The following is a 26,715-nucleotide window of genomic DNA, read 5'->3' as shown; positions in this document are numbered from 1 at the left end:
CATGTGAACTTTCTTTGCCTTCTAAGTAGCGTAGGACTGCTTGTAATTTTTCTTCTGATGTATATTTAGCCATATAAAAACTGCTCCTCCAATTGTTAGACGTGTCTAACAATTGGGGAGCAGTTCAGTCTAAAGGGGTGTTTTATGTCTAAAAGAGCAAGAACATCTAAAATTGAAAAATGGATTAAAGAAGGTTGTGGCACTGGTGTTGGTTCGGAATATAAACCTTGGCTAAACATTCAAGACGTTATGTGCAATAATTTTAGAAAAAAACGAATGAAGAGACAGGCTTTATAGATGCGATATATGAAACAGATTCGAGCTTCAAAGATAATATTTTGTATCCAACAAACGGATTTTCCCAATACATGAATAAGGGAGAATTTTTAGGATATGTAGATTGGAAGCCTTTTGATGGCACAGTTTCACTTCCTTATACATTTGAAAAGATTCAAAGATTGCTGGAGCGTAATCACTATTCAATGGAAGACGTTGCCGTGTGCTTTTTCTCTCAATTTGCATTAGTGAATATTCAATGCATTCAAGAGCATTTTGCAATTGCCGATGAAAAATTGTGTATGTAGGCGATGAGTATGGTTATACAGGTACAAATTCACCGTTTATTACAATGTATGAGGGTATTGCAAGCAGCAAAATTAAGCGTGGTGATTTAGTACTGTTTTGGACAATTGGTGGCGGTCATGAATTTATTTGTATGCTGTTCCGCTATTAACTCTAAAATAAGTGAATGGTTATTTTTTGAATAAAAAACGAGGAAAAGAGGTTTTAGAAATGGATGTGAAATCCCCGATTGGACAATTGCAAGCTCCCGAAAATGTAACGACTGAAAATATGGAAGAATGGTTAAATAAAATTGAAACATATCCAGCTCGACTAAGGAAAACTGTCGGTACATTAAACGATGAGGAATTAGAGAAAACATATCGTGAAGGTGCATGGACAGTGCGTCAGCTTGTTCATCATATTGCAGATTCACAATTAAACATGTATCAACGCCTGAAGCTAGCTTTAACCGATGACAATCCAACAATCCCAAGCTTTGATGAAGAAAAATGGACTGTTCAACCAGATACAGAGCTACCTGTAGAATGCTCACTGAAAATGTTGGAAGGCATTAATGAACGCATCGTTTGTTTAGGCAAAAGTCTAACGGGAGAGCAATTAAATCGAGTGTTTACACATCAAGTGAATGGAGAGATTCGACTTACTGCAAAATTAGCCAAATTGGCTTGGCATGGGGAGCATCATTTAGCTCATATAAAAATTGCGTTAGCAAAATAAAAAATAGCTGCCTGAAAAGATACGCTCTTTTCAGGCAGCTTTATTTTACTTTTTCTCATATAAATTTAATAACGCACTAATCGCTTGCTCTAACGTGTAGTTGTTTTGAGGTAGAAATAAGTTATTTTCCATGCCGCTCATAATTTGAGCGAGCTGCATATGATAGACGCTGTCCTTCGCCCAGCTCGAGATGTCATTATCGTCGCTGTAAAGTGTTGGCTGACCATCTGTAGAAGTTTCTTTTATATCTATATATTGATAGATTTTATGCAAAATCACAGCTGCTTCTTCGCGTGTAATCATATCATCAGGAGCAAAGGCTGTTTCTCCATCTCTCTCTAAAATACCTAGCTCATACAATGTGTCAGAGGTATCCTCAAATAATGATGGCTGTAGCATATCAAGAGTCCAATCCGCTTTCTGTAAAAGTAATGCAACAGCAAGCTTAGAAAAGTCGCTCCATTTGATATCTGCATCATAATTTTGACGAAGCTCATAAGGGAAAATTTCTGCTTTCATCGCTCTTGCCATTGTTAAATTCGTTGACATATCCTTTTCACTATAGCTATTACCTGACGGATTTATTAAATCGATATGATCCAGATAAAGGTGTACACCGTTTAGATAATTGAATATAGTATACCCATGTCCCTCTGGTAAATCTTCAGTTGGCTCATATACTTGCTCTGTAGGATCGGATAAGTAGTTTGCCATATTCATCAGCATATTGCCACCTATACCATCAGATCCAATCGTAATGAAGTTAATTTCTGCTAGCTCCTCTGTAGAAAGTAGGGGCTTTACTTTTTCCCATGATTGTTTTGCATGTTCTGTGATGGGCAATGTGTCAGAAGGTTTATTTATAATTTCTTCCTTTATTAATTCCCCGTCTTTTTTGTAAAAATGAATTTCATTTGCTGGGTTTGCTGATTCCATACGAACAAGCTCCCCATTAACAAGTGTATAGCCCTCTGCTGTAGCCTCATATGAATCGATATACATTGTAAAAATATTTTCTTGCTCGTCATATTCGATATAATACGAATTTCCATAGATGTTGTTCCATCTATTTTCTTGCTCTGATTTTACGAATGTTTCATCTAACATTGCAGTTAATGCTTCAAATGAAATATCTGTATTATGAAAATCTATTTTAAGAGGACCGAACCATCCCCAATTACTAGTAGCAGTTAATGTGAGTGGCTGTTGGATATCAAATAACTGAATATTTGCCTGGTACTTTGCCATATTATCGTCAGATGGTACTTGGCTAAAGTGGATACCAGTGGCTTCCTCTACTTCTTTTTTCGACCCGAACGGTATTCTTCCGGTATTTGGTAATTCGTAGACCGTATTATTAATAACAGGTCGTGCTACTGCTTGATAGGATGGAGTTTCATCACTCATGATTTCTTTAGCGATTACTTGGCCCGCATCAGCGGCATATGCGAGCATATCAGGGCTGATGCGCTCGATTGTGTCATTTTCATTATGATATTCACCATGAACAGCTGGATGCGAGAAAAATAAGTTAGGGATTGCTTTTGGATGAAAAGAAGCATGATCGCTTGTCCCACCGCTGTTATATTCACGCACTTGAATATCTTTATAGTTTTCATTGTTTTTTAATAGGTCAGATAAGAAGCTTTCTTGTCCATCGGCAGAGTAAATTTTCACGGTTTTTTCCTTTTTTGCAGCTAGCATATCAAAATTTAGCATACCGATAACCCGCTCGCTATCAGCTCCTAGCTGCTCAACATAATGTCTTGAGCCAACTAAGCCATCTTCCTCCACATCAAAGGCAATGAAGCGTATTTCTGTATCAGTAGGTACGTTGTGTAATAAGCGCGCAAGCTCTAACATGACAGCGACACCTGAGGCATTATCATTGGCTGCTTGAATATCCTTTATGCCATCATAGTGTGCACCAATGATTAAAATATCCTTCGTTTTAACTGTTGTATTTGGTGAAAGTGTCCCAACAATATTAACAGCCGAATATGTGCTGAAAGCATTGTCTTCCCCTTTATCAGCCTTTTCCCAATCAAAAATTTCTGTGTCAAATGTTTGCGTTGTGACAGTAAGACCATATTTTTTAAATGCATCAATAATAAATTTTCTAGCAAGCTCTTTTTCTTCATTGTTGTGCCCTCTTGGATAACTAGATAGCACTTCAATCGTTGTCATCATTTCTTGTGTATCTACTGTATTTTCGGCTGCGCCTACTGCGGGTAGAGCGAATGAAGCGGAAAGCGCGATAGATACAGCCAATAATAAACTGAATATTTTTCTCATGCCTTGCATATCCTCCTTGTCCAATGTACGTACTATAAAATCACTTTTTTGTTTGTTGAATACTTACCATATAACCCAAATAAGGGATTGGTATATATTTTATTCTACATAAAACAAACTATTTAAACAACAATTTCATGAAAATATTTCCTAGTATATCCTTATATTGTAATAATAACTGTGTTTTGAGGATGGGATGAAGTATGAATCCATTTTTCTCTACTTGGCTACAACTTAAGCAAACAGCCCGCTATATGATTGAGAATAAATCTACAGGTTATGCGATATTTATTTTAACTGTTGGTTATATTGGTTCATTTTTCTCAAGCTTGCGTGATACCGATTTTAACATCGCACCAGTATGATTGTTAGTTGGAGGCATTGTATTAGCACCTATTATGGCCTTAGTTGAAATAGTATTACGTCATGGCTTGATTGGAGGGGGGAGAGTATTTGATGGGGTGGCTACATATAATTAAATATTTAAAAGTATAAATCTTTCCTCAGTGCCTTATGTGATTTTAATTCCTTTTTATAGCGTTTGGTTAATGACTGCACCAGAATCTTTGATTAATCCAACATATATTGGGCCAATACCTTGGTATTTCTTACCGACTTTAATATTAACATTTCTTACAAGTGTGTGGTCATTAGGAATTGTCATAGCAACGGTAGCGGAATTTGCTCCATCTTTTAATAATGATTAATAACTAAACATCAGCAATTACTTTAATTTGTTCGTCTGTAGAAGCGGCAATTTCCTGTACTGAAGCAGCTGTCTGTTCCGATGCACTTTCGATTCCTTCACTCATCAGCTTATTATAGGATGTCATGGCGTCCATTTCTTTATTAACTACTTCTATTGATGCAGCAATTTGATTAACAGAATCAGACATTTCATTGAATTTGCTTTGTGTTAGAACTACATCATCATTTAGCTTTCTAGCAGTTTTCATCGTTCCTTCTACAGTCTCAACTGTTTTAGTAGTTTCTGAAACAATGGATGAAATGACTTCTTGTACTTGGTGAGTTGCATCCAAGTATAATACCTGTAATTAGTAGCATTAGCTTTGCGGAAATGCTTTGTAACTGTAAATTTTTCTTTTTCATTTATTTTCCCTCACAATTATCTATGTACTGTCAAAAAATATACAATAATTTGCTAATAACATGAATGGCAAATAGCATTATTTATTCATTTTTTTAATGCATCAAAAATGGAAATATTTCTATACATTTTGACAGTAATCTCCACAATTCAATGATATAAAAAATTATATTTTATAATTAGCTTCCGAATCTGTAAAAACTCAGATACCCCAATACATTATTTAGATATGTCAGATATAGTGATTATGTTAAATTTATGAAATCTGCATTTGGGAATTGTTTTTAATCATGCACATGGATGATGAGAATAATGTATACTTATTTATGGAAATAATCTTAATTAAGCTGGTTCCTCAAAAAGCATATGACGGGATTATCATTGTAAAGGAAGCGACTCCTACGTCTGCAATGGAATAAAATGCAAAGACAAATTAAAGAGTATACTTGAACTTAAAGGAATTTGCTCTCGTTTTCGAAGGTAAGTTTAGAAAATAAGAAGGTATATAGCAGACTTTGAGAACAGATAAAAGAGGAAGATACGCTCTAAAGGGGGGGAAAACCATGCTAGATATAAAAAACTACAGCACATTTGAACTAATCAAACCAATAAAAAAGGGTTGGTCGAGCGATAAAAAATATTACGTTGAAACTTTGACGAACGAAAAACTTTTGCTTCGTATAGCCGATATTGCAGAATACGATAAAAAGATAAATGAATATGAATTAATGAAATGGTTAGCTGAAAATGATGTACCTATTTCGCAGCCTGTTGAATTGGGTATTTGTGATAAAGGGAAAAGCGTTTATTCACTTTTCAAATGGTGTGACGGCGAAGATGCCGAGATTGTATTACCTAAGTTGCCAGAAGCTGAGCAGTATTTATTAGGTGTAAAGTCCGGGCAAATATTAAAGGAAATTCACAGTATACCTGCGCCAAATGAGCAAGAAGAGTGGGGAGTCCGTTTTAACCGTAAAATAGATAACAAAATCAAAATGTACCAAGATTGTGAAATTAAAATAGAAGATGATGATAAAATCATCTCTTATATTGAGAAGAACAGACATCTTCTGAAAGATAGGGTGCAATGCTTTCAGCACGGTGATTATCATGTCGGGAATATGATTATTTCACCAGAAGGAGAACTGAGAATAATCGATTTTAACCGCAATGATTATGGGGATCCATGGGAAGAGTTTAATCGTATTGTTTGGAGTGCCGATGTCAGTCCCCACTTTGCTACTGGGCAGCTTAACGGTTATTTTAACGGAAAACCACCTATGGAATTTTTCTTGTTGCTCGCTTTGTACATAAGTAGCAATACGCTATCATCCTTACCTTGGGCAATCCCTTTCGGCGAACATGAAGTAACCGTTATGAAAAATCAGGCAAAGGATGTTTTAACTTGGTTTGATGGCATGAATAATCCTGTCCCGACTTGGTATTTGGATGATTTTATATTAAATAGATAAAAATAGAATTTTGAATTATCTATCTGATGCTGAAGTAATGAAATATTATGGATTAGAACCTTATTAAAGCAAAACTTTAATCAAATTAAAAATAGCTTGATATAAAAGTGAAATTTAGGAAGTAGGTAAATAAATGATTCCATTAGTGTATGACCAGATTAACGGCTGGGGGAAAGATGATGAATTCTTTTTAGCGCTGTTGAAGAAAACAAACGCTAAAAAAATAGCTGATTTAGGTTGTGGAACAGGAAGATTGACAACGCATTTTGCGGAAGCCGGCTATCATATTACGGCAATTGACCCGAATGAAGAGGCAATTGAATATGCGAAAAGTAAAGAGTATTTAGGTGAAGTCACTTGGATTGTTGGCGATAGCACAAATTTACCAACCAATTCGTTTGATGCTATTACTATGACAGCAAATGTAGCGCAAGTATTTCTTACAGAGGAAAGTTGGCGAAATGTTATTTCAGACGCATATCGAGCATTAAAATCTGGAGGACATTTTATTTTTGATACGCGTAATCCATTAGCAAAAGCATGGGAACAGTGGGAAAAGGATGTTACACCTGATGTTGCAACGAATCCGCTGAATGGTGAGTCGCTTGAAATTTGGACGGAATACGAAGGGTTCATAGAAAATGTTTTTACATTTTATGAAACGGTGAAAAATGCACGTACAAATGAGGTACTTATTCATAAAAAGATGCAATTGAAATTCCGAACGCAAGAGGAAATTCATGAATCATTGCAACAAGCAGGTTTTTCTCAAATTCAAGCATATGGAGATTGGGAATTTAAACAAGCAACTGCCAAAACAAAATCATTTATTTTTCATTGTGTAAAAAAATGAACATAGAGCTGCTAAAGATTTTTGATATGAAAGGAAGTATCGTAGTTTATTATAAAAATTGAATATTTACTCGCTTTATTGAATTAATATTCGTGCTTGGGGTGGTATAGTGTTTGTAAAAGGTTTAAATCATCTTTTATTTTCAGTGTCTAATTTAGAGAATTCTATACAGTTTTATCAAAATGCTTTTGGTGCGAAATTATTAGTTAGAGGAAGAAGCACTGCCTACTTCGACTTAAACGGTATATGGCTTGCTCTAAATGAGGAAAGAAATATTGCTCGCAATGAAATAAATCAATCGTACACACATATAGCCTTTTCAATAGAAGAAACAGAATTTGATAGGGTGTACGAAAAACTAAAGAAAATGGGTGTAAACATTTTATCAAGCCGTCCTAGAGACGATAGAGATAAAATGTCCATCTACTTTACTGATTTAGATGGTCATAAGTTTGAATTTCATACGGGAACCTTGCAGGACAGACTGAATTATTACAGACAAGAAAAGACGCATATGGAATTTTACGATTAAATATTAAGCGTAATCAATTTTATTTTGATTTTGCGATGAGAAATCGTAGGGGTACTATTTTGTGCTAAGTTCATATACAAAGGGAACATAATAGAGATTGGTAATGTTTTAAACAGGTTACGCTAGATTTTTAAAGATTTCTAGATAAGAAACAGATGATTGGCATATTAAACTGGTGCAAGTGTTCGATGATATTCACAACCTCGAAGCTCCCTATAGATACAGAAGTGTAGTGCACCTGACCTAAAAAAATGAAACAAATAAAAAACACCTTTCGCTGAAAAATGGGTATTGTACCTTATCAAATCAACGTGGAGGTGTTTTCTTACTGTCTCAAAATGCCGCAAGGGCAGTTTCTTGTTTACTATAAAATATAGACTTCATCTATTCTTGTGTTGCTGCATAGGCAATGCAACGCTCTACATACTCCAGTATTTCTTCTGAAATCGGGTATAGTCCCGTTTCTGAAGTAGGTAGCTTTCTTACTTCCCAAAATTGCTCCATTAGCTTCGTATCTCCTTGAAAAGTATCCTTTGATATTTCCATTAACTCGGACGCAAGCCGCAAGCCTTCTTGTGATTCAGCCTTAATATTATTTTGGATACACCCATCGATTCGGCGTAGCAATGAAATATATTGCTGTGTTGTCTTATCGTTGTTACTGATATTTGGAATTGTTTCTTGTAAAAAAGCTTTTTCATTATCTTGAAAATAGTCAATCCATTTTTTGGGGGTATTCTGCGAATTTTGAACAAGTTTAGTGACTTGCTCCCAAGATAAAGATTCTTCTAAATCAATCATATTAATTAATGATGCCGTATGAGAAATGCTTGTTTGAAGCTTCGTTAGTTGATCTTGTAGATAATTATGATGCGAAATTAAAATTTGTTTATATGTTAGTTTATCTAATAAATCACGTATATTTTCGAGCGGAAGTGAAAGTGATTTTAGAATAATAATTTTCTCTAATTCAAACAAATCTTTTTCCGAGTAGTAGCGTCGACCATTATCATCCTTAAAGCTTGGTGTGAGGAGATTAATTTGGTCATAATAACGGAGAGTGCGGATGGAAATATTCTTTTGCTTACATACCTCACCAATAGTCCAAAGTTTCATTTCATTTCCTCCTAAAAAAGCTTGCAGGTGACGTAACGTCATCTAATACACTTGAATTATACCATATAATGAAAGGGGAATAGTAAATGGAAATTAATCAAATAGACTGGAAGGAACAGGACTTTTGGGGGGTAAAAGAATTTATATTATTAATATTACTAGAATTTGTGTTTGTAATAGGATGCATTAAATTCGTTGTTAAACCCGTCTATGTTTACTGGTTTGACAGCAATGAGCTATATGCAGGAACGTTAACGGGGGCAACAATTGCAGTTACTCTAATTTTAGGTATTTATTTTATTGCTCTTCGTCCTAAAAAGCTCTCTTGGAATGAAGTAGGGGTAAAATCATTTACTATAAAGGATTGGAAAATTATCATTATATTTTCTGTTCTTTTAATGGCTGGTGCTGTAATAATCGTAGTGCTTACTAGCTTTATAGGAAACACATGGGAAAACAGTAAAACAGAAGCGTTACAGCAAAATGCAACTTTCTTTACAGTTTTAATTGCCTTACTTTCTGCGGCAGTTATTTCACCAATTTATGAGGAAATTTTTTATCGCGGTTTTTTATATCGCTGGCTACGTACACGTATAGGATTAAAAGGAGCTATTTTAATAAGCTCACTAATATTTACAATTGTTCATCTACCAACATATAACGCAATGCCCGTAAACTTCTTTAGCGGTATCATTTTTGCTTTAGCATATGAACGAACAGGCTCGATTTGGCCATCCGTTATTATTCACGGTGTAACGAATGGAATTATGGTTTTGCTAACGAGCTTAGGGTAGAAATAATTTTGAAATAGGCAAGACAATCTATCGCACAAGGAGGCTAACTAAAAATTCGATGTAGCTCGATTTTTTATATTATAAGTTAACTATTAAAATCGGAATATTTGAAAAACTGATATCCATTCACTTATAATCAAGGCAAATGAATGAACATTATTTGAGGAAATGAGGCTTGAAAATGGACGTAAAATTCCCAATTGGACAATTGCAAGTTCCTGAAAAAGTAACATTTGAAAATGTAGCGGAATGGTTAAAGGAAATTGAAACTTATACCACTAGACTAAGAGAAACTGTCGATACATTAAGTGCTGAGGAATTAAGTAAAACTTATCGTGAAGGTGCATGGACAGTTCGCCAGCTTGTTCATCATATTGCAGACTCACAGTTAAATATGTATCAACGTTTAAAGCTTGCTTTAACAGATGAGAATCCGACAGTTCCAGCTTTTAATGAGGAGAAATGGGCTATTCAACCAGATACAGAGCTACCTATAGAAAGTTCTATTAAAATGTTGGAAGGTATTAATGCGCGAATCGTTTCTTTAGGGCAAAAACTAACTGAGGAGCAATTAACTAGAGTTTTCACACATCAAGTAAACGGACAAATAGCAGTTGCCACAAAAATCGCAAAATTAGCTTGGCATGAGGAGCATCACTTGGCTCATATCAAAATTGCTTTATCGAAATAATTACCTTAACAAAAGATGAACCGAAATCCTTTCTTTTATATAAGAACAAGGGATTTCGGCTTTTTTAACTTCTCTCAATGCAACGGAAATTTGATTTTCACTTATCCACGGAGGAAAGCTGCTAAATTTAATGATTATCACATTTTCAAAGAAATACGACTGAAACGTAGCGCTACAGCATGCTTTTCGGACGCTCAACCAATATAAAATTCGTGTTCATCATTTACGCCCAATTTAATTCCCGAATCTAAAAAGATGTCCAATGGAAAAGGAACAGATTTCTTATCGGAAAAAAGCCATCTTCTTCCGGGATTAGTAAGCAATAAATAAACTTTTGTTTTTTTATCCCCCATAAAAGATAAGAAATCAGGAGTTATTTCTGAATCATCACGTTCTACAATATTAGCCGCTATTAATCTTTCGGCAACTGCAATTTTATTTTTTACGACAAGGCTCATTTCAGAGAGCTTTTGTAGACTTTCGAAAGAAAAGGGCTGGTTGCTAGATGGATTCGTATTTAATCTCGCTATAAATTCCACAATATTGCCTGCCGGGTCTTCAAAATAAAGTGATTTTGCAAATAAATGACTAAAATCGATTTCATCTTTACCTTCTTCAGTTAAAAGAGTTGTACGCTGTTTCACCCATTCTTTTGCCTCTTTAAATTGATTTGAAGGAATATCAAAGGCAAAGTGATAGTATGGATTTCCTTCTACATCTTTATTATTAAATTCGATTGTGCTATGCCCAAATTTAACTTTAAAGCTATGCGTTGTTTCATCTACTAATGAAAATCCTAATTCTTCTTTATAAAAATATTTCATGTCATTCAGTTTATTGGTTTTTAATACTACATGTAAAATATTCATGGTTATCCTCCTCTCCATATCACTTTTATAAAATAGTACTATATTACCTATAAATGAAATACTGGACATTCGGCTGAATTACTTAGGTATTTAATTTTAAAAAAAGTTTTTTCAAAATGTGTTGACAAGGCAAATGAATATGTGTTAAATTTATTTTGAAATCGAGATAAATGATTTCGAGATAGTTAAGTTTATTCGAATCATCCTACTATTTCACTTCAGACGTGGAAAATAACGGGATGATAAAATTTTAATTATGTATCTCGAATTCGAGATAAAAAACAGGAGGAATTTTATAATGGCAAAGTGGACAGTAGACCAATCGCATTCAGCAATTGGATTTGAAGTAAAGCATATGATGGTATCAAAAGTGAAAGGGCAATTTGCTTCTTATACAGCAGATGTAGAGGCTTCAGATTTAGCTGATTTAACAACAGCAAAGATTGCGTTTACGCTAGATACAGTAAGCATTGATACAAATAATGAAGACCGTGACAATCATTTAAAATCTGCTGATTTCTTTGACGTAGAAGCGTATGCAGCGATTCAATTCAATTCTACAAGCATTACGAAAGACGGCGAAGATTATAAAGTGACTGGTGATTTAACAATCAAGGACGTAACAAAACCGGTAACATTTGAAGTAGAATATGGTGGTAAAGGCACGAACCCTTGGGGTGTAGAAGTTTATGGATTTGAAGCGGAAGCAAAAATTAACCGTGAAGAATTTGGCTTAACATGGAACGCAGCGTTAGAAACAGGTGGCGTACTTGTTGGTAAGGATATAAAAATTAAAGTGGAGCTTGAATTAAATCCAGGCGCATAAATATAAAATGAAATGAACTAAATATGATGAATAGATTTGAAAGTATAAATTCATCATATTTAGTCACAATATAGGAGTGATACGAATGGAACTAGCAGCAAAAGAACTGAAAGCAGTTACTGTTATACTTCGTGCCTCCCAAGCTATACAGGAAGTAATTAGGCAAGACGTTGCTACGTATTGCTTAAATCCAACAGAGTTTTCTGTGCTAGAGCTGCTGTATCATAAAGGTGACCAGCCCATTCAAATAATTGGAAAAAGCGTTCTAATTTCTAGCAGTAGTATTACATACGTAGTAGATAAGCTAGAACAAAAAAAATATGTTAGACGCAAAGGCTGCCCAGAAGACCGACGTGTGATATATGCAGCATTAACAACTGAAGGAAAAGCATTAATGGATGAGATTTTTCCGAAACATAAATTAAAAATTAGTACGATATTTGCGGATTTAGAAGCTATAGAGATTGATGAAACAATTGCTTTGTTAAAGCGAATAGGTTATAAAGCAAGTAACTTATAAATTTTTTTAAACAATTACCTCGATTTCGAGATAACTGTTGGGGAAATTTAAAAAGTTTTAGCATAGAGGAGAGAAATAAAAAAATGGGTTTTTTAAATAAATTATTTGGAACTGAAAAGCAGGAGGAACAAATCATGGAAAAATTAAATATTGGTATTATTTTAGGATCGACTCGTGAAGGTCGTGTAAGTCCGCAAGTAGGTGCTTGGGTGAAAGAAATTGCAGAAAAACGTGGAGATGCAAACTACACTATTATTGATATTGCAGATTATAAATTACCGTTATTAGGTGAAGCAGGTGGCGATGCATCAGGCGCGGCAGCTTGGTCTAAGGCTATTGCGCAGCAGGACGGTTTCGTATTTATCGTGCAAGAATATAACCATTCAATTACAGGCGCTCTAAAAAATGCATTAGATTATTTACGAGAAGAATGGAATAACAAAGCAGCGGGTATTGTATCCTATGGGTCTATCGGTGGGGCTCGTGCAGCAGAGCATTTACGAGGTATTTTAGGGGAATTGTTAGTGGCGGATGTGCGAGTGCACCCTGCATTATCTCTGTTTACAGATTTTGAAAATGGTACAGATTTCAAACCGGGTGCACACCAAGGGAATTCTGTAAATGAAATGTTAGACCAAGTAATTCCTTGGGCTACTGCATTAAAAACGATTCGATAATGGAGGCGTCCGAAAAGCAGTGTAAAGCACTGCTTTTCGGATGAATCTTAAAATAATGACTGTTCAAAAAGGCAAGTAGCTTGTTTTAAAGCTAAAGTAAATAAACGTTGTATCCAAGACGATGGGTCTTAACCGCAGCACCGTAGCTCTATTTTAGGTCAGCAAATTCTGCTGAATTAAGATAGATTTACGTTTTATCATAGATAAGTTTTACTAATATCCATTTAGGAGGAGCTAGTTATGAAAAAACAAACGACAGGTATACATCATATTACAGCAATTGTAGGACATCCACAGGAAAATATTGATTTTTATGCAGGCATTCTTGGTTTGCGTCTTGTTAAACAAACAGTAAATTTTGATGACCCGGGAACATACCACTTATATTTTGGTGACGAGGGTGGAAAGCCCGGCACAATTATTACATTTTTCCCGTGGGCAGACGCATATAAAGGGCGAATTGGTGACGGTCAAGTTGGAGTCACAACATATATTGTGCCTGTAGGAGCACTAGATTTTTGGAAAACAAGATTAACGAAATTTAATATAGCTTATAAAGAAGCTACTCGATTCGGAGAAGCATTTATACAATTTGATGACCCTCATGGTTTACATCTTGAAATCGTTGAACGCGAAAGTGGTGAGAAAAATAGTTGGTCATTCGGTGGTGTAACAAAGGACGTTGCAATTAAAGGCTTTGGTGGAGCGATACTCTATTCAAGCAAGCCAAAGGAAACAGCTACAACTTTGACGGATGTAATGGGGCTAGAAATGGTTGCACAAGAAGGAGATTATACACGCTTTAAAGCAACTGCTGAAATCGGCAATATTATTGACTTAAAGATGACAACGGGTGTTCGAGGAACAATGGGAGTTGGAACCGTGCATCATATAGCTTGGCGTGCTAATGACGATAAAGACCATATTGAATGGCAGAAATATGCGATAAGTAAAGGGCAGCACGTAACGGAAGTGAAAGACCGTAACTATTTTAACGCTATTTATTTCCGAGAATCTGGCGAAATATTATTTGAAATTGCGACAGACCCGCCAGGCTTTACACATGATGAAACTGCTGAAACAATGGGCAGTAATTTAAAGTTACCCGCACAATATGAGCAATATCGCGAGCGTTTAGAAAATAAATTAATCCCCATTGAAGTGCGCCCGCTTGATTAGAATGAAATCTATAAAATAATGAAGGGGCTGTCTGAAGTGTGGACAGCCCCTTCCGATTGATACATTAAATGTCGACCAGTCGTTTGTGAAGGATATTTATTTGAATGGTGAGAGTAAGACCATTGCTCAAGCAATTATCCATTGAGCCAACTCGATAGGCCTGAATGTTATAGCAGAAGGGGTTGAGCTAAAGGAGCTGAGCAAGGGGGCTACGTTTTTAGGTCAAGGCTATTACTATAGTAAGCCATTGAAGGTAGAGGCTTTTGAACGTTTTATTGAGAAATAAAAAACGCAGAAGGCAGACGGAAAAAACAAGTGCTAACTTGCTCGCCGCCTGCCTTCTTTGTTAGAGACGAATCGAACCATATTGTCGTCTGCTCTCAAAAAGGAAATTAATAATGCCTTTATAGTATGGAATAAATACCCCATCCTCGATTAGCTTAAAAATCTCCTCCTGTGAAGCCCATTTAACAGCTTGTACTTCCTCGGGTTGTAGCGTCAATGTGCTTAAATCAACATCGTACTCAATTAAATAATAATCATCAAAGCCGCGTTCAAAATTAATCGTCAATTGTGGACGGATGTTTTCAAAGTCATAATGAATGCCAAGTTCTTCAAATAATTCGCGTGCAGCTGCCTGTTGACTTGTATCACCTGCAACAGCACTGCCACCACATGTAATATCCCAAAGATTAGACCAACCTTGCTTAAAGGGCTGACGCTGCTGGATAAGCATTTCTCCGTTCGAATTAAAAATGCAAACATGCACAACTAAGTGCAGCTCATTCACTGCCATCGCATCTCCGCGCATTATTTGTTTTCCTATTTTATTGCGATGATAATCATATAAATCCCATTTCTCCATTGCGAAGCCCCCTTTTAAAATGATTAAATAAACAATAGAATTGAAGTATATCACAACATAGGAAGTGAACGGAAATGCATTTTCATATAAGAGTTCGTGCAGGGGCAGTCATTATTAAAAATAGTCAAATATTATTAACAGAATATAATGACCCTAATAGAGGGCTTGTTTACGATTTACCTGCTGGTGGTGTTGAACCGAATGAATCTATTATAGAGGCAGTAAGACGCGAAGCTAGAGAAGAAGCTTGTATTGAAGTAGAGGTCGGTCCGTTAGCTTTTGTCTATGAATACGTCCCGCATCTTAACTTAGAAAAATTCGGTACTACGCATACATTAGTAATGATGTTCGAATGTGAATTAAAGGACGGTTCTGTTCCAAGACTTCCAACAAAAGCTGACCCTAATCAAATAGGTGTAAAATGGCTTAAGGTAACAGAGCTACAAAATGTTCGACTTTATGCGGATATAGGGAAGTATATACAGGATTACACGTTGAATAGGAGAAATATTGAGCTAATTGAGGAACATACATTAAATTTAATGTAAGAAGATGTTAAACCTAGTGTTTTCAAGAGGTAAAGGGCTGTCCCAAAAGCCGTGCATAGCCGGCATTTTGGACAGTAGCGATGATGTTTCACAAAATGTTGATTCATATAAACAGAAAATGCCTCTTTTAAAAATGGGAGGAACATTGGCTTTAGCAGTGTTATCCTTCAGTAAAAGGGAAACGATAAAAACATTTATTTCAATGCATTGAAAAAAGGTAGTTCAGTTTTAGAGTAGAAAAATAAAATTGGTGTTAAAAATACATTGAAATAACAGTTTTTTAGTGTCTAAAATAGCAACTATTTCAGACATTTTAATTGTTGTCTTTATTAGATTTATAATAACTTATACAAATAATATTCATTAACAGGCATTCCATTTATTATTAATGAATGCACTTTTTCACCTTCCAATATAAAGCCCATTTTTCTATATAAGTTGAATGCTTTTATATTATCTTTTATAACAGTAAGCTCTAATCTGGAAATTTCAACTTCTTGTGACCACTCGAAAATTCGGTTGAATAGTTTAGTTGCAATCCCTTGCCCTTGATATTCTTCGAGAATACCTAAGACTAGATACGCAGAATGCTGGTTTCTTTTTAGGTTGCCACCTAACGCTGCGATAAAACCAACAATTTTACTTTCGGCTTCAGCTACAAAGAAGATTGATTTTTTTTCAGATAGGATTCTTTCAATTGATTTTCTTTGCTGTTCAACAGTTATCTCTCGTTCTCCAGGCTCATACAACATAAATCCAGACTCATCAATTTTTTTACTTAACTCTATAAACTTTTCTGCATCAGTTATTGTAATTGGTCTAATTATCATTGAAGTTATCTCCTTTTCGTTTTTTGGTAAACAAAAAGCACATACTCGCCCTCGAAAGGGACGAATATGTGCTGTATACCCGTGGTTCCACCCAAATTCCTACTCATGCATTACATCAGTAGCTCATTGATACAGATAACGCCTGTAAACGTCGCTAGTTTCCTAACGCGGCTCCAAGGGAGTAAATCATTTTGTCCAATCAGGAAATTTTCAGCCGGTGATTCCCCTCTCTAATGATCTTCTCAAAAATGACTCATATCCTTTTCTTTGCCTTTTAAATTAGCTCTTAATTTATCTTAAAATTTCAACGATGTCAACAGCCAATTTTGATTTAATTCTTGAAAGATGAATTTATATAAAACGAGCTAATTAATATATTTATAAACAATATATCATTTTGTTTACAAATTGGTAAATATATTATATTATATTTATCGAGGTGGTAATGGTGGATTTTCAAAATATATCGGTTGAGGAATTGATGAAAGGCTATCAATTAGATGGATTGCAATATCGCTGTCTTCATTGTGACCTAGTGTTTTGTTTACATGAGGTGTATCCGTTTCATCATAAGTTTTTAACGGCTAAGGGGATGGTACAGGTACATATACAGCAAGAGCATGGTACGGCATTTCACGCCCTTTTGCAAATGGATAAAAAAACAAGTGGTTTGTCAGAGGTGCAGCAGGAGATGCTGAAGCTGTTTTATGAAGGCTTATCGGATAAAGAAATTACTGTAGAAAGCAGCGTTAACAATATTTCAACAGTGCGACAACATCGTTTTAAGCTACGCGAAAAGGAAAAACAGGCTAAAATCTTCCTAGCCCTAATGCAGTTACTCTCAGAACCGAATCATTATAAAATTCATAGGGGGGCGACACAGGTGGATGAGCGTTATAGTATCGAGGATAAAGAGCGTGAAAAAGTGCTACAAACTTATTTTAAACAAGGTTTAGATGGTAGTATTGAAACGATTCCTAGTAAGGAAAAGAGAAAGCTTATTATTTTACAGCATATTTTACAGCGGTTTACGATTGGCAAAGTTTATACAGAAAAAGAAGTGAATATGATTTTAAAAAGCGTCCATGAGGATTTTGTTACTTTAAGACGTTATTTGATTGAATATGGATTTATGGACCGCAATACAGACGGTTCATCTTACTGGGTGAAGGAATAGGGGAATTTAAAAAAGGTGGGAAATGTGATTATTGTACATTTCCCACCTTTTTAATTTAGAGTAATGCTATAACAAATCTTATAATATAAATTAATATAACGATGAATGCAATATATTTTAAAATAGTAAATGATATTTTTAAGATGCCACCGAAAACAAATAAAATAGCTAAAAAAATAATTAGAGAAATTAAAAAGCTCATGTGTTACCTCCCTCTGTCTATAGTGCCCTTACACTATAATACGCATTTGGAAAGGCAAAAGATTCATTGAAAGATAAGGTGTTTCGAGGATTTACAGCAATATAGCATTAAACGGGGCTTATATTTTTTTGAGCTTTATTTGCGCCCTAAGTAACAACTTGTTTTATTTCATAAGTTGTTACATTTGGCGTTATATGTTATCCTTGAAAAATAAATTGTTTGAGGGGGATTTTATGAGTTTTAAAAAAGCTAGTATTTTTTCAGCATTGTCACTTTCTTTCTTGTTAGTAGGCTGTAGTGACAAAGAAGAAACACAGAATTTTGATAGTGTAAGTGAAGCCGTGAACTATACAATTACAGGCATTGAGCCGGGGGCTGGCATATCTGAGTCCACGCATAATGTGCTTAATGAGTATGAAAATTTAACAGGTTGGGATATTGAAGAAAGCTCAACGGCAGGGATGCTTGCACTTTTAGATGAGGCAATTAAAAATGAAAAGCCAATTGTCGTAACAGGTTGGGCCCCACATTGGAAATTCGAGGACTATGACTTGAAGTTTTTAGATGACCCGAAAAACGTCTATGGAGGCACTGAGAGCATCCATACACTCGCAAGATTGAATTTTGACAGGGATATGCCAAATGTCTATAAAATTTTAGATGCCTTCCATTGGGAATTAGATGATATGCAGGTGGTCATAGCTGAAGGTGAAAAATCATCCTTTGAGGAGGCAGCCGAAAATTGGGTAATGAGCAATGAAGAAAAAGTAAATGGCTGGTTAGAAGGGACTGAGCAAGGGAATGGGGAAGAAGTTCGGCTCGTCTCTGTTCCGTGGGAATCAGAAATGGCTTCAGCTAATGTCGTAAAAACAGTTTTAACACAGCGAGGCTACAATGTTACATTAACGGAAGTTGACCCAGCAGTTATGTTCCAAGCGGTTGCTACCAATGCTGCTGACGTGACGGTAGCACCTTGGCTACCTACAACACACCAATCTTTTTATGAAAGTCATAAAGATAATTTTATCGATTTAGGTGAAAATATGACAGGCGCACGCTCTGGCTTGGTTGTGCCAGCATATGTGGATATTGATTCAATTGAGGACCTCGAGCCGAAATAATGGGAAAAGGGGGCGACCACTACTTACTGTGGGACGCCCTTTTTTTAATAACGCTATATTTCCTTCACTGCAACCCAAACTTCACTATAAACATTATCAGTTGAATCATCATAGCGTGTAAAGGAAATGATTGGCTCATCTAATAGCTTATAATTTGAAGACGGGAGCCACACCGCATAAATATTGGCATATGTTTGCTGTAAAGTGGAGGGAAATGGTCCGCGATTTGGGAAAATAGCCCATGTATTTTCTGTTATCGTGAGTTGCTCTAAGTCGTCATATGGATTTTCCTTTGTTGTTGCAAAGCAAATCATATGTGTTAAATCTCCCTTTTCCTCCAAATGACCTTCATCGAAATGGTAGGAAGCATTTAATACTTGATGCGGATATAAATCGCCTAATTCATGCATTTCTGTTCGTTGCTGCTCCGTAATTGTTTGGGCTAATTCAATAATGGCATTGTTTTCTCCTTCAAATTGGATTGGTACTCTTTTTGTTACGCCAACTAAATTGAACTTTTCTTTCTTTTCTATTTTAAATTCCATTGAAATACCTCCTTTAATATCAATAAAAAATGAAAACTTCGGAAATGTTTTTTGAATTTTATTTTTCACTACTTCAGAGGGCAAAAAGCCACTCCAGTCGCGAAATGCTCTTGAAAATCCATCAACGGATTGATAACCATATTTAAAGGCAAGGTCTGTCACCTTTTCACCGTTGACGAGTTCGGCATTCGCACAGGATAATCGTCTATTCTTGATATACTCAGTTAATGACATGCCTGCCATATAAGAAAACATTCTTCTAAAATGATAGTCGGATAGCCCAACAATTTGAGAAATAGTTTCTCCCGAAATACTTTCCGTCAAATGAGCCTCTATATAATCCATTAATTGATTAAATTTTTGTAGCATTTATATCCCTCCTTTATATATTTATCGTAACGAAAAAAGCCTTTTCCCACTCGATATTTTATAAACGGAAATAATCGTTTGATATGATTAAGAAAAAGGGAGGTTACCTGGTGTTTACAAACGAACAATTAAAGCAGTTTATTAAAGGTAAAGTGCTTGGCGAAATGTTCCCATATGACACAGGGGATGAACATTTGATAATTAGTTATTTAAAGAGAATTAAAGCCGAGTTAGAAAAATCATTGCCAGTGCGCTGCGAAGTAGAGCCGTTACACTTTGGTAGTGGGTATGCATCATATATGCAATGGTTTGTTTATAAAACTGATATGTTGACACGTAAAGAGCGAGAAAAAGATGTAATGGAGGAGGAAAGGGAAGGGTTGATTGTCAATATTAGTATGCTTGCCCCTGTTGTATTAATTGGCAAAGGGGAGAAATCGACCTGCTATGTAAAGGGAGAATGGCATAGTGGTGCGATGACAAGTTTGGCAGAACCGCAACAATTGCTGATTCCGCCACATTTAAAGGAGTTATATGAAAACTTACAACGCCTTTTTATGAAATACAATTATGGGATTTTGTACAGGGAGGATGTAGAAAAACAGCTCCCCTTTAAAGCAAATATAGCAATAACTTTTAGAGAGCCAAAAGATTATTTAGTATGGGATGCAATTTTTTATTGGATGGACTAATATATGAAACTTATATTATAAAGGGCTCGTAAATAAACAGAGGTGAACATAATGTATCATTTAATTTTGCTGTTTTATTTTAAAAGCAAGTAATATTTTTGGAGCTGTTAGGAAAGGTAGATGATTTCTACTTTCTGACTAGCTCTTTTTATTTCAAAATTTAGCAATAAAAATCAAAAATCATTTTATACACTTTGTTATGCTATTGATGAAAGGAGGGGAAATCATCGTGAATTATGAATTCTCCTTAAATATGGTGATTGATTATATAGAGGAGCATTTGCATGAATCATTGGAAATTGAGCAAATCGCAAGACATGTTGGTTTTTCTAAATTTCATCTTCATCGGATTTTTAAAATGGTTATCGGTATGTCCATAAGTGATTATATAAGAATGCGACGGTTAGCAGCAGCATCGGCTATGCTGCTATATACAAATGAGAAAATTATTGATATTGCCTTTGCACATGATTTTGAATCACAGGAGGCTTTTACGAGAGCATTCAAAAAGCATTATCATTTGCCACCTGGTCAATACCGAAAGCTAATGTCTATAGCGCTGAAAAATAAGGAGGAATCTTATATGAATAAACCAATAAAAGGTTGGATTTTAAGTGGGGCAGACCCATTTAATTATGAGATGGGGGTTGACCGGGAGGTTGTGCATCAAGGGAAAGCATCTGGATATTTAAAATCGAAAACGGTCCTAGAAGGAGATAGCTTTGCCACGATGATGCAACAATTTAAAGCTGATAACTATTTGAATAAGCGTATTCGACTTTCGGGCTTTTTAAAAACGAAAGATGTGGGGTTATTTGCTAGTATGTGGATGAGAGTTGACAATGCTAGTGGAGATGTTGTTCAGTTCGATAATATGAGTAATCGTCCAATAAAAGGAACGACAAATTGGAGTAGGTATTCCATTGTATTAGATGTACCAAAGGACAGCTCGATTATATCATTTGGTATTATTTTATCAGGGCGTGGTCAAGTATGGGTTGATCAATTAGCATTTGAGGAAGTAGATGAAAATGTAGCATCAACGAATTTAGAAATACAAGCCGATATATTAAGCATGCCAACAAATTTATCCTTTGAGGAATAGACTAGGGGATATAATGAGAAAAGAATTGCAGTGAAAAATGCGATTTCCATTACCCAGTATTGTAATTGCAAATATGCTAATTTATCTTGGTTTACAAAGCGTCTCAGAAGCAGGTCATGCACTGCTTTTGAGACGCTTCTCTTTTTTCTATTTTAACCATTGCAAAATGGAAGGGTCTTTAATTTTATTGTCTTCGCTAAGCAGAATAATTTTTGACATAATTTCTGCTGTGCGCGGGTCTTCATCAGCAAAAGGAAGGAAAATTCGTCCACGATGCTGTGATTGGATTGCTAAAATTGGCATCATTGTACCACCAATTTTATGCACAGTACCGCTACCTAGATGAACGCTATAATGGGCAAGCGAGCCTTCGATAATAACATGCTGTTTTTCAACAGAAACCTTTGTTAGTTTTAACATTTGTGTTAGCTCACGGACAATGGCTGCACGCGTTTCGATTGTTGAGAAGCTAGCCTCTGGGTCTACACCACCGATATGTGCAACACTTACGACTAAGTCAACATCGCGCATTGTCTCAGAGAAAATTAAAGGTGGCACATCTTGTAGTAATAGCGGTTTGCCTGTACGGCGGTGATAAAATGCTACATATTCAATTGTTGGTGCTTCAATATCAGCTGGTGAGAACCAGTCTGCCATTGCATAAATTGTTACAATAATGTCTTGGTCATAATAAATTTTGCGTAAGCCTTCATCATAGTTAGCTGTCCAACCACGCGATTTCAACAGTGCAAGCGTTTTTTGTGGCTGGATTTGATGCCCTGCATAGCGTCCTGACACATTTTTATCCTGTTCGTCTGCATTGATAACATAAAGCTCGCGAAAAACTTGCTTAAATGGCTGGATGATTTTGTTTGCAAATACTTCATGCTGAATTTCAGACCATCTTTTTGATGCATATAAATCATATGGGTGTGCAATGCGAGCCTCTGCATCATCTGCTAGCGCTAAGTTCTTAATTAAGCCAACAGTTGCACCGCTAACAATATAAAGCTTTTTTAGCATAGGTGCTAAAACTGGATGGGCTAGTAGACCTTTTATTTCGCCAAAAGTAAAGACTGTTCCTTTCTCCATCGCCTCTTCAAAAGCTTTACGAGACCTACTTTGCTGTTCACGTAATTGTGTTCGGACATTTGTCATTTCTTTAATGATGCTATTCTTTTTCAAACGAGCTGGCACTGATTTTAACTGTTTTCCAGCTTTTCGAACGACAAAATCTACAAGTCCTTCTTCATTTGCCTGTAAGTATAGTGTAATGTCCTCCACTTCAGTCGGCTCGAAATATTTTTTAATCGCATCTAGCTCATAAATTTCCATACGCCATACAAAGCGTGTAACATCATTGCCTAGGTTTCGCGCTAAGTTTTCAATAGCAATGCGGCACGCAAGGCTTTCACTTTCTCTACGCTGTGCGCCAAATTGCTTGCTTTCCTTTAAAAATGCTTGAATGAATTGATAGCGTTTATAGGCGTCCTTCAATGGAAGCTTTTTGTTTAATGGTACAAGACCAATACAGCGTAGCTTATCTTTATTTCGTTTGTCAGCTATCTCATCCATTAAAGACTTTAGCTTCAAATGTCCTAAAGCGGCATCGGCAAAAAGCTGTGCCCTACGATGCGTAGCGCCTTCAGAGGCATATTTAGCGCTATCGTACAGTTTATTGAAGCGCTCTTTCCCAAGCTCGTGATAGCATTCGAGCAGCCACTCTTTTGCGAATGCGCCATCACGAAGCTCATTTGCCGTAATGCTTGTATAAAGCTGAATTTGACTCATACTTTCGTCGCTCAATGTATCAGTCGTATGTGCGCGGAAATACCAGGCGGCACTTTCCAGCCCCTTCCAACCTAAATACTCACTCACAAGTGAAATATAGGCAGGTGTATACATCATCGCATTTAAAAGCTCAGCTTCAGTAAACTCATACGGTTGTAATGCAGCTATTAAATCTTCTACAGTTTCACTAGAATCTGGCTTACAATTCTCTAGCATACTAGAAAAGACTTCACGCTTTGTGTAGTCATTTGACCAAATATAACCTCGCACTAGTGTTAGTCCCTTTAAAGCATTGATAATTCGGGCAAAATAAGTCACACCTACGATAGGCTTTAATGAATAATTAGCGATATGGCTTACTTCAGTTCGCATATCACCACGACTTAATTCAATATCAATAATACGCTCAGTGGATTTTTCATATACTTCCTTTAAAAATGGATAGCTCGTAATAAGTTGCTCACGCTGCTTCTGATTGTATAAATCGGCCGCATGATAGCGGTCAGCAAGTGGATTAAACATTTTTAAATAACAAGCATCGATGGGGACCAGCCCTAAACGATGTGCGCGAGCAATTACTTCATCATTTGCATATAAAATCGGTAAGTAAGCGGCTCCATCGCCAGTTTGCTTGTTATGCTGCTCACGCAGTGTAGTGATTGCTGCATAAAGGGAGAATAGCTGAGTAAATTGCTCATCTGTATCAAGGTGACGCTCACAAATCCTCATAAATGCTTGATAAAGCGGATATGTTTCATAATTATGAGCTGACCAATCAGATTCTAAATTAATTCGTTCAAACCATTTTTGTATCATTGATAAATTTTGGAAAATATCAACAGCCGTACTATATACAAAGTTGAACGACTCGATATGACTGTATTCTGTATTGTACAGTAAACCAACAATATTACGCACTTTACCGCCGTGTGGTAAGGTGTTTAACCAATAATTGAGACCGTTAATATTGTCGAAATTAATCCATTTCCCTAATAACATTTTCGCTTCGTCCGTTAAACCTCTATCCCAAGGTTCTTTGCCGTAATAGCTTTGTTTTACAAAAAGTTCAACTACTACACAATCTAAGACTGTTAGCCTCACATCATTCTTCCACTTTAACCATACATCTGCTAAAGGATAGCTGTGAATATGCTCTCCCTCTGTATCGAAAAGGGGGCTTACTTCTCTGCTAAGTAGTGCATCATAAGAGCCGCCATCCCATGCGCGTGCCTTATATTCATAGGAGGCGTAATCCTCAAATAAATCTGACAAACGCTGCAATTTCGCTTGGAGTTTTTCTAAGTCGAATGATGTTAGTATTTGTGCTGCGTTTTTAACAGTTACCTTAAGCGGTGGAATAGCATCTTTCGAGTAGCTTGGATTAAAAATACCATAGCCTGCAGCTAAAGTTTTATGGCTGGTATCTTCAACTAATGCTGTAATTAATTCCAGCTCTTTTTCAGTAGGTTTAGCAATATTACTCGTAATAGTAGAAATTTCCTTAATACCCACATTATCTGCTTTTTTTAATTCTACTAATAACTCTAAGCCACCTAAACGTAAATCCTGTTTCGTATTTTTCACTAAACGCTGAGCACTTTCTATTATTTGTGCTGATGGCTGTGCTACAAGAACTTTTAAAATTGCTTGTTTCGTAGCGCCTGATTTTAAGTAAAAGAGCTGCTCAATTGCCTCGATTTGTGCATTGGCTAAAGGCTCTTTTTTCTTTGCAATTAGTTGTAATGCTAAGTCACGAGTGCCGCGCTCCTGTAAGCATTCGATTAGAAATTCATCAGCAATAGGCAATTTTAATTTTTCTACGATAAAGCCTAATAAGTTTTCACGTTGATTAGGCGACAGTGTCTTACGATTGTTGTAAATTTTCATTACATAGTCGTGGTCATCCCAAGCGATTGCTAAAAGCATCAGACCATTAATAATATATTCCTTCGTTAGCGTATAGCTGGCCCAAGGGAATGGCTTACCATGCACCGTATACTCCTGTTTCTCTAACAATTCAACAATTTGCTCAAGACGCGGAATTAACGCTTTCGGATAATGCTCAAAATAATCTGGGTGAATAAAATGGTCATAAAAATGATATTTCGATTTGGTGTAATATGGGAAGATATCTTGCATAGCAAGTGTCAAAATATCTAAATCATCGTGCTTCATAATGACATCTAAAATTTGGTAGCGTAAAAAGATTTCGAGATTCGTTGTTTGGGCGAAGCAGAGTGCTGTTAATATTTGATGTTTTTTACCTTGTAATAAATGCTGTAGAACTGGTTGGATATTGTTCACATTGAGAGTTGCAGTGGACCAGAGTGCCGCATAGTTTTCAATAGCATCCTGCGATTTGGCGAATGCTTCGATATTAGCACCATTAGCAAGTATGTCATAGGCAATATCCAACAGCTTTTGAATAACCTTTTTATCGTCTACATAATATTGCAGTCCAATCCATGTTTCAACTGCTCGTTGCACAGAGGAAAAGCGTAATAAATCGTTTTCTTTTACAAGCTTCATAAAATATATAAGCGTTTGAGGTGTGCCTCTGTCGGCATTTTCTAATATCGCTTGACGTGTTCCTTCTTGACGTTGCGCGGCGAGCAGCAGCTGTCCAAGCCATTCAATAATTTTCATATTATTACTGCTTATAATGCTTCGAATTAATTGATGTGTTAAAATAGCGACATTGTTTTCACCAAAAATGGCCTCATATACATATTGCACGGCTTCTGCGTCGTTCATTGCTAATAAATGAGCAAATTTCACGTCGACAAAGCTTTGTGAGGCAAGGGGCTTATCCTTTTGATCAATATAAAAATTTAAAAATCCACGGTAATAGCTAGTTTGACAATTTCGTAAAATATCAACCACATTAGCTTTTTTATTCAGCGAGGCAGCAGCAATAATTGATAGGATGTGACTGGCATGTTGCTCTAAAGAATCACTATGGACAGAGCGACGATAAATACCTTGCTGAAAGGCATGTGTAGTTTGCTTGAAGCAATAAATTTGCAACTCTTTAGCAAAGTCCTCATCATATAGCTCTGTTAACGCCTCGAAAAGCCCAGCATCAAATAATTGCTCTATTGTAGTTAGTTTATGTTCCTTAATAACATTTTCGAATGTATCCACATGCTCGTATTGATATTCATTGTCTTCCTTTTCAGCTTGTTGTTCCATTGATTGTAAAAATTGAAGCAGTTGTTCCTTCATTCAACCATCTC

The 26,715-nt window shown here is 36.0% G+C and carries 26 protein-coding genes and 1 pseudogene; 19 read left to right on the top strand and 8 right to left on the bottom strand.

Features of this window, described 5'->3' with window-relative positions:
- Positions 1-144: 144 nt before the first annotated feature.
- The 4 genes and pseudogenes from C9J36_RS13630 to C9J36_RS13615 form a co-directional block, all read left to right on the top strand.
- Positions 145-249: pseudogene (locus tag C9J36_RS13630) on the top strand (TnsA endonuclease N-terminal domain-containing protein); the annotation flags it as partial.
- 119 nt (positions 250-368) lie between these two features.
- Positions 369-584 carry a hypothetical protein gene (locus C9J36_RS13625; RefSeq protein ID WP_107943466.1) on the top strand — a complete coding sequence of 72 codons (216 nt, stop codon included), beginning with the start codon at positions 369-371 and terminating at the stop codon, positions 582-584.
- Positions 575-733 carry a 3-oxoacyl-[acyl-carrier-protein] synthase III C-terminal domain-containing protein gene (locus C9J36_RS13620; RefSeq protein WP_161956429.1) on the top strand — a complete coding sequence of 53 codons (159 nt, stop codon included), beginning with the start codon at positions 575-577 and terminating at the stop codon, positions 731-733. Before C9J36_RS13625 ends, C9J36_RS13620 begins: the two co-directional genes overlap by 10 nt.
- Before the next feature lie 59 nt (positions 734-792).
- Positions 793-1,302 (top strand): YfiT family bacillithiol transferase, encoded by a 510-nt coding sequence (locus C9J36_RS13615; RefSeq protein WP_107943464.1) that lies wholly within the window; start codon positions 793-795, stop codon positions 1,300-1,302.
- 45 nt (positions 1,303-1,347) lie between these two features.
- On the opposite strand, the gene C9J36_RS13610 is transcribed toward C9J36_RS13615, so the two are convergent.
- Positions 1,348-3,597, bottom strand: a complete 2,250-nt coding sequence (locus C9J36_RS13610; protein WP_161956427.1) for a M28 family peptidase — start codon at positions 3,595-3,597, stop codon at positions 1,348-1,350.
- Positions 3,598-3,800: 203 nt separating this feature from the next.
- Here C9J36_RS13610 and C9J36_RS17315 point away from each other — a divergent pair, with 203 nt between their 5' ends.
- Positions 3,801-3,962, top strand: a complete 162-nt coding sequence (locus tag C9J36_RS17315; RefSeq protein WP_161956425.1) for a hypothetical protein — start codon at positions 3,801-3,803, stop codon at positions 3,960-3,962.
- Between the two features lie 345 nt (positions 3,963-4,307).
- Here the strand turns inward: C9J36_RS17315 and C9J36_RS13605 are convergent, their stop codons facing one another.
- Positions 4,308-4,637, bottom strand: a complete 330-nt coding sequence (locus C9J36_RS13605; protein ID WP_235616077.1) for a hypothetical protein — start codon at positions 4,635-4,637, stop codon at positions 4,308-4,310.
- 631 nt (positions 4,638-5,268) lie between these two features.
- On the opposite strand from C9J36_RS13605, the gene C9J36_RS13600 reads away from it, so the two are divergent.
- The 3 genes from C9J36_RS13600 (at position 5,269) to fosM (ending at position 7,562) form a co-directional block, all read left to right on the top strand.
- On the top strand, positions 5,269-6,177 hold the full coding sequence (locus C9J36_RS13600; protein WP_107943462.1) for an aminoglycoside phosphotransferase family protein: 909 nt from the start codon (positions 5,269-5,271) through the stop codon (positions 6,175-6,177).
- Between the two features lie 133 nt (positions 6,178-6,310).
- Positions 6,311-7,030, top strand: a complete 720-nt coding sequence (locus tag C9J36_RS13595; RefSeq protein ID WP_066165271.1) for a class I SAM-dependent methyltransferase — start codon at positions 6,311-6,313, stop codon at positions 7,028-7,030.
- Positions 7,031-7,139: 109 nt separating this feature from the next.
- Entirely contained in the window at positions 7,140-7,562 is a 423-nt protein-coding gene (gene fosM, locus C9J36_RS13590) for a FosM family fosfomycin resistance protein (protein WP_107943461.1), read from the top strand.
- A 384-nt stretch (positions 7,563-7,946) separates the two neighbouring features.
- Here the strand turns inward: fosM and C9J36_RS13585 are convergent, their stop codons facing one another.
- Positions 7,947-8,678: a MerR family transcriptional regulator gene (locus C9J36_RS13585; protein WP_107943460.1), complete on the bottom strand. Its 732-nt coding sequence runs from the start codon at positions 8,676-8,678 to the stop codon at positions 7,947-7,949.
- An 86-nt stretch (positions 8,679-8,764) separates the two neighbouring features.
- Here C9J36_RS13585 and C9J36_RS13580 point away from each other — a divergent pair, with 86 nt between their 5' ends.
- Both C9J36_RS13580 and C9J36_RS13575 read left to right on the top strand, forming a co-directional pair.
- Positions 8,765-9,472: a CPBP family intramembrane glutamic endopeptidase gene (locus tag C9J36_RS13580; RefSeq protein ID WP_107943459.1), complete on the top strand. Its 708-nt coding sequence runs from the start codon at positions 8,765-8,767 to the stop codon at positions 9,470-9,472.
- Positions 9,473-9,653: 181 nt separating this feature from the next.
- Complete coding sequence (locus tag C9J36_RS13575; protein ID WP_107943458.1) at positions 9,654-10,163, top strand: YfiT family bacillithiol transferase; 510 nt, start codon at positions 9,654-9,656, stop codon at positions 10,161-10,163.
- 194 nt (positions 10,164-10,357) lie between these two features.
- Here the strand turns inward: C9J36_RS13575 and C9J36_RS13570 are convergent, their stop codons facing one another.
- Positions 10,358-11,032 (bottom strand): VOC family protein, encoded by a 675-nt coding sequence (locus C9J36_RS13570; RefSeq protein ID WP_107943457.1) that lies wholly within the window; start codon positions 11,030-11,032, stop codon positions 10,358-10,360.
- A 298-nt stretch (positions 11,033-11,330) separates the two neighbouring features.
- On the opposite strand from C9J36_RS13570, the gene C9J36_RS13565 reads away from it, so the two are divergent.
- From C9J36_RS13565 to C9J36_RS13550, 4 genes are all read left to right on the top strand, one after another.
- A complete protein-coding gene (locus tag C9J36_RS13565) occupies positions 11,331-11,858 on the top strand; it encodes a YceI family protein (protein ID WP_107943456.1) in 528 nt (175 codons plus the stop codon).
- 85 nt (positions 11,859-11,943) lie between these two features.
- On the top strand, positions 11,944-12,378 hold the full coding sequence (locus C9J36_RS13560; RefSeq protein WP_107943455.1) for a MarR family winged helix-turn-helix transcriptional regulator: 435 nt from the start codon (positions 11,944-11,946) through the stop codon (positions 12,376-12,378).
- Positions 12,379-12,461: 83 nt separating this feature from the next.
- Positions 12,462-13,055 (top strand): NADPH-dependent FMN reductase, encoded by a 594-nt coding sequence (locus tag C9J36_RS13555; RefSeq protein ID WP_107943454.1) that lies wholly within the window; start codon positions 12,462-12,464, stop codon positions 13,053-13,055.
- A 240-nt stretch (positions 13,056-13,295) separates the two neighbouring features.
- Positions 13,296-14,234 carry a ring-cleaving dioxygenase gene (locus C9J36_RS13550; RefSeq protein ID WP_107943453.1) on the top strand — a complete coding sequence of 313 codons (939 nt, stop codon included), beginning with the start codon at positions 13,296-13,298 and terminating at the stop codon, positions 14,232-14,234.
- 346 nt (positions 14,235-14,580) lie between these two features.
- Here the strand turns inward: C9J36_RS13550 and C9J36_RS13545 are convergent, their stop codons facing one another.
- Complete coding sequence (locus tag C9J36_RS13545) at positions 14,581-15,099, bottom strand: NUDIX hydrolase (RefSeq protein ID WP_066165297.1); 519 nt, start codon at positions 15,097-15,099, stop codon at positions 14,581-14,583.
- 74 nt (positions 15,100-15,173) lie between these two features.
- On the opposite strand from C9J36_RS13545, the gene C9J36_RS13540 reads away from it, so the two are divergent.
- The gene (locus C9J36_RS13540) at positions 15,174-15,647 is read left to right on the top strand and encodes an NUDIX domain-containing protein (RefSeq protein WP_107943452.1); all 474 of its coding nucleotides are present in this window, start codon (positions 15,174-15,176) and stop codon (positions 15,645-15,647) included.
- Between the two features lie 335 nt (positions 15,648-15,982).
- Here the strand turns inward: C9J36_RS13540 and C9J36_RS13535 are convergent, their stop codons facing one another.
- On the bottom strand, positions 15,983-16,477 hold the full coding sequence (locus tag C9J36_RS13535; protein ID WP_107943451.1) for a GNAT family N-acetyltransferase: 495 nt from the start codon (positions 16,475-16,477) through the stop codon (positions 15,983-15,985).
- A 433-nt stretch (positions 16,478-16,910) separates the two neighbouring features.
- Here C9J36_RS13535 and C9J36_RS13530 point away from each other — a divergent pair, with 433 nt between their 5' ends.
- Together C9J36_RS13530 and C9J36_RS13525 are read left to right on the top strand one after the other, a co-directional pair.
- A complete protein-coding gene (locus C9J36_RS13530; protein ID WP_430010640.1) occupies positions 16,911-17,654 on the top strand; it encodes a DUF2087 domain-containing protein in 744 nt (247 codons plus the stop codon).
- Positions 17,655-18,089: 435 nt separating this feature from the next.
- Entirely contained in the window at positions 18,090-18,977 is an 888-nt protein-coding gene (locus C9J36_RS13525; protein ID WP_107943449.1) for a glycine betaine ABC transporter substrate-binding protein, read from the top strand.
- 53 nt (positions 18,978-19,030) lie between these two features.
- On the opposite strand, the gene C9J36_RS13520 is transcribed toward C9J36_RS13525, so the two are convergent.
- Positions 19,031-19,891: an AraC family transcriptional regulator gene (locus C9J36_RS13520; protein WP_107943448.1), complete on the bottom strand. Its 861-nt coding sequence runs from the start codon at positions 19,889-19,891 to the stop codon at positions 19,031-19,033.
- Between the two features lie 110 nt (positions 19,892-20,001).
- Here C9J36_RS13520 and C9J36_RS13515 point away from each other — a divergent pair, with 110 nt between their 5' ends.
- The gene (locus C9J36_RS13515) at positions 20,002-20,583 is read left to right on the top strand and encodes a hypothetical protein (RefSeq protein ID WP_107943447.1); all 582 of its coding nucleotides are present in this window, start codon (positions 20,002-20,004) and stop codon (positions 20,581-20,583) included.
- Between the two features lie 208 nt (positions 20,584-20,791).
- A complete protein-coding gene (locus C9J36_RS13510; RefSeq protein ID WP_201261955.1) occupies positions 20,792-21,688 on the top strand; it encodes a helix-turn-helix domain-containing protein in 897 nt (298 codons plus the stop codon).
- Positions 21,689-21,835: 147 nt separating this feature from the next.
- On the opposite strand, the gene C9J36_RS13505 is transcribed toward C9J36_RS13510, so the two are convergent.
- Entirely contained in the window at positions 21,836-26,704 is a 4,869-nt protein-coding gene (locus C9J36_RS13505) for a DUF4132 domain-containing protein (RefSeq protein WP_107943446.1), read from the bottom strand.
- Positions 26,705-26,715: the final 11 nt, after the last annotated feature.

Source organism: Metasolibacillus fluoroglycofenilyticus (assembly GCF_003049645.1).
GTDB classification, from domain to species: domain Bacteria; phylum Bacillota; class Bacilli; order Bacillales_A; family Planococcaceae; genus Metasolibacillus; species Metasolibacillus fluoroglycofenilyticus.
The sequence above is the reverse complement of the archived record's forward strand: the minus strand, read 5'-3'. Positions and strand labels throughout refer to the sequence as shown.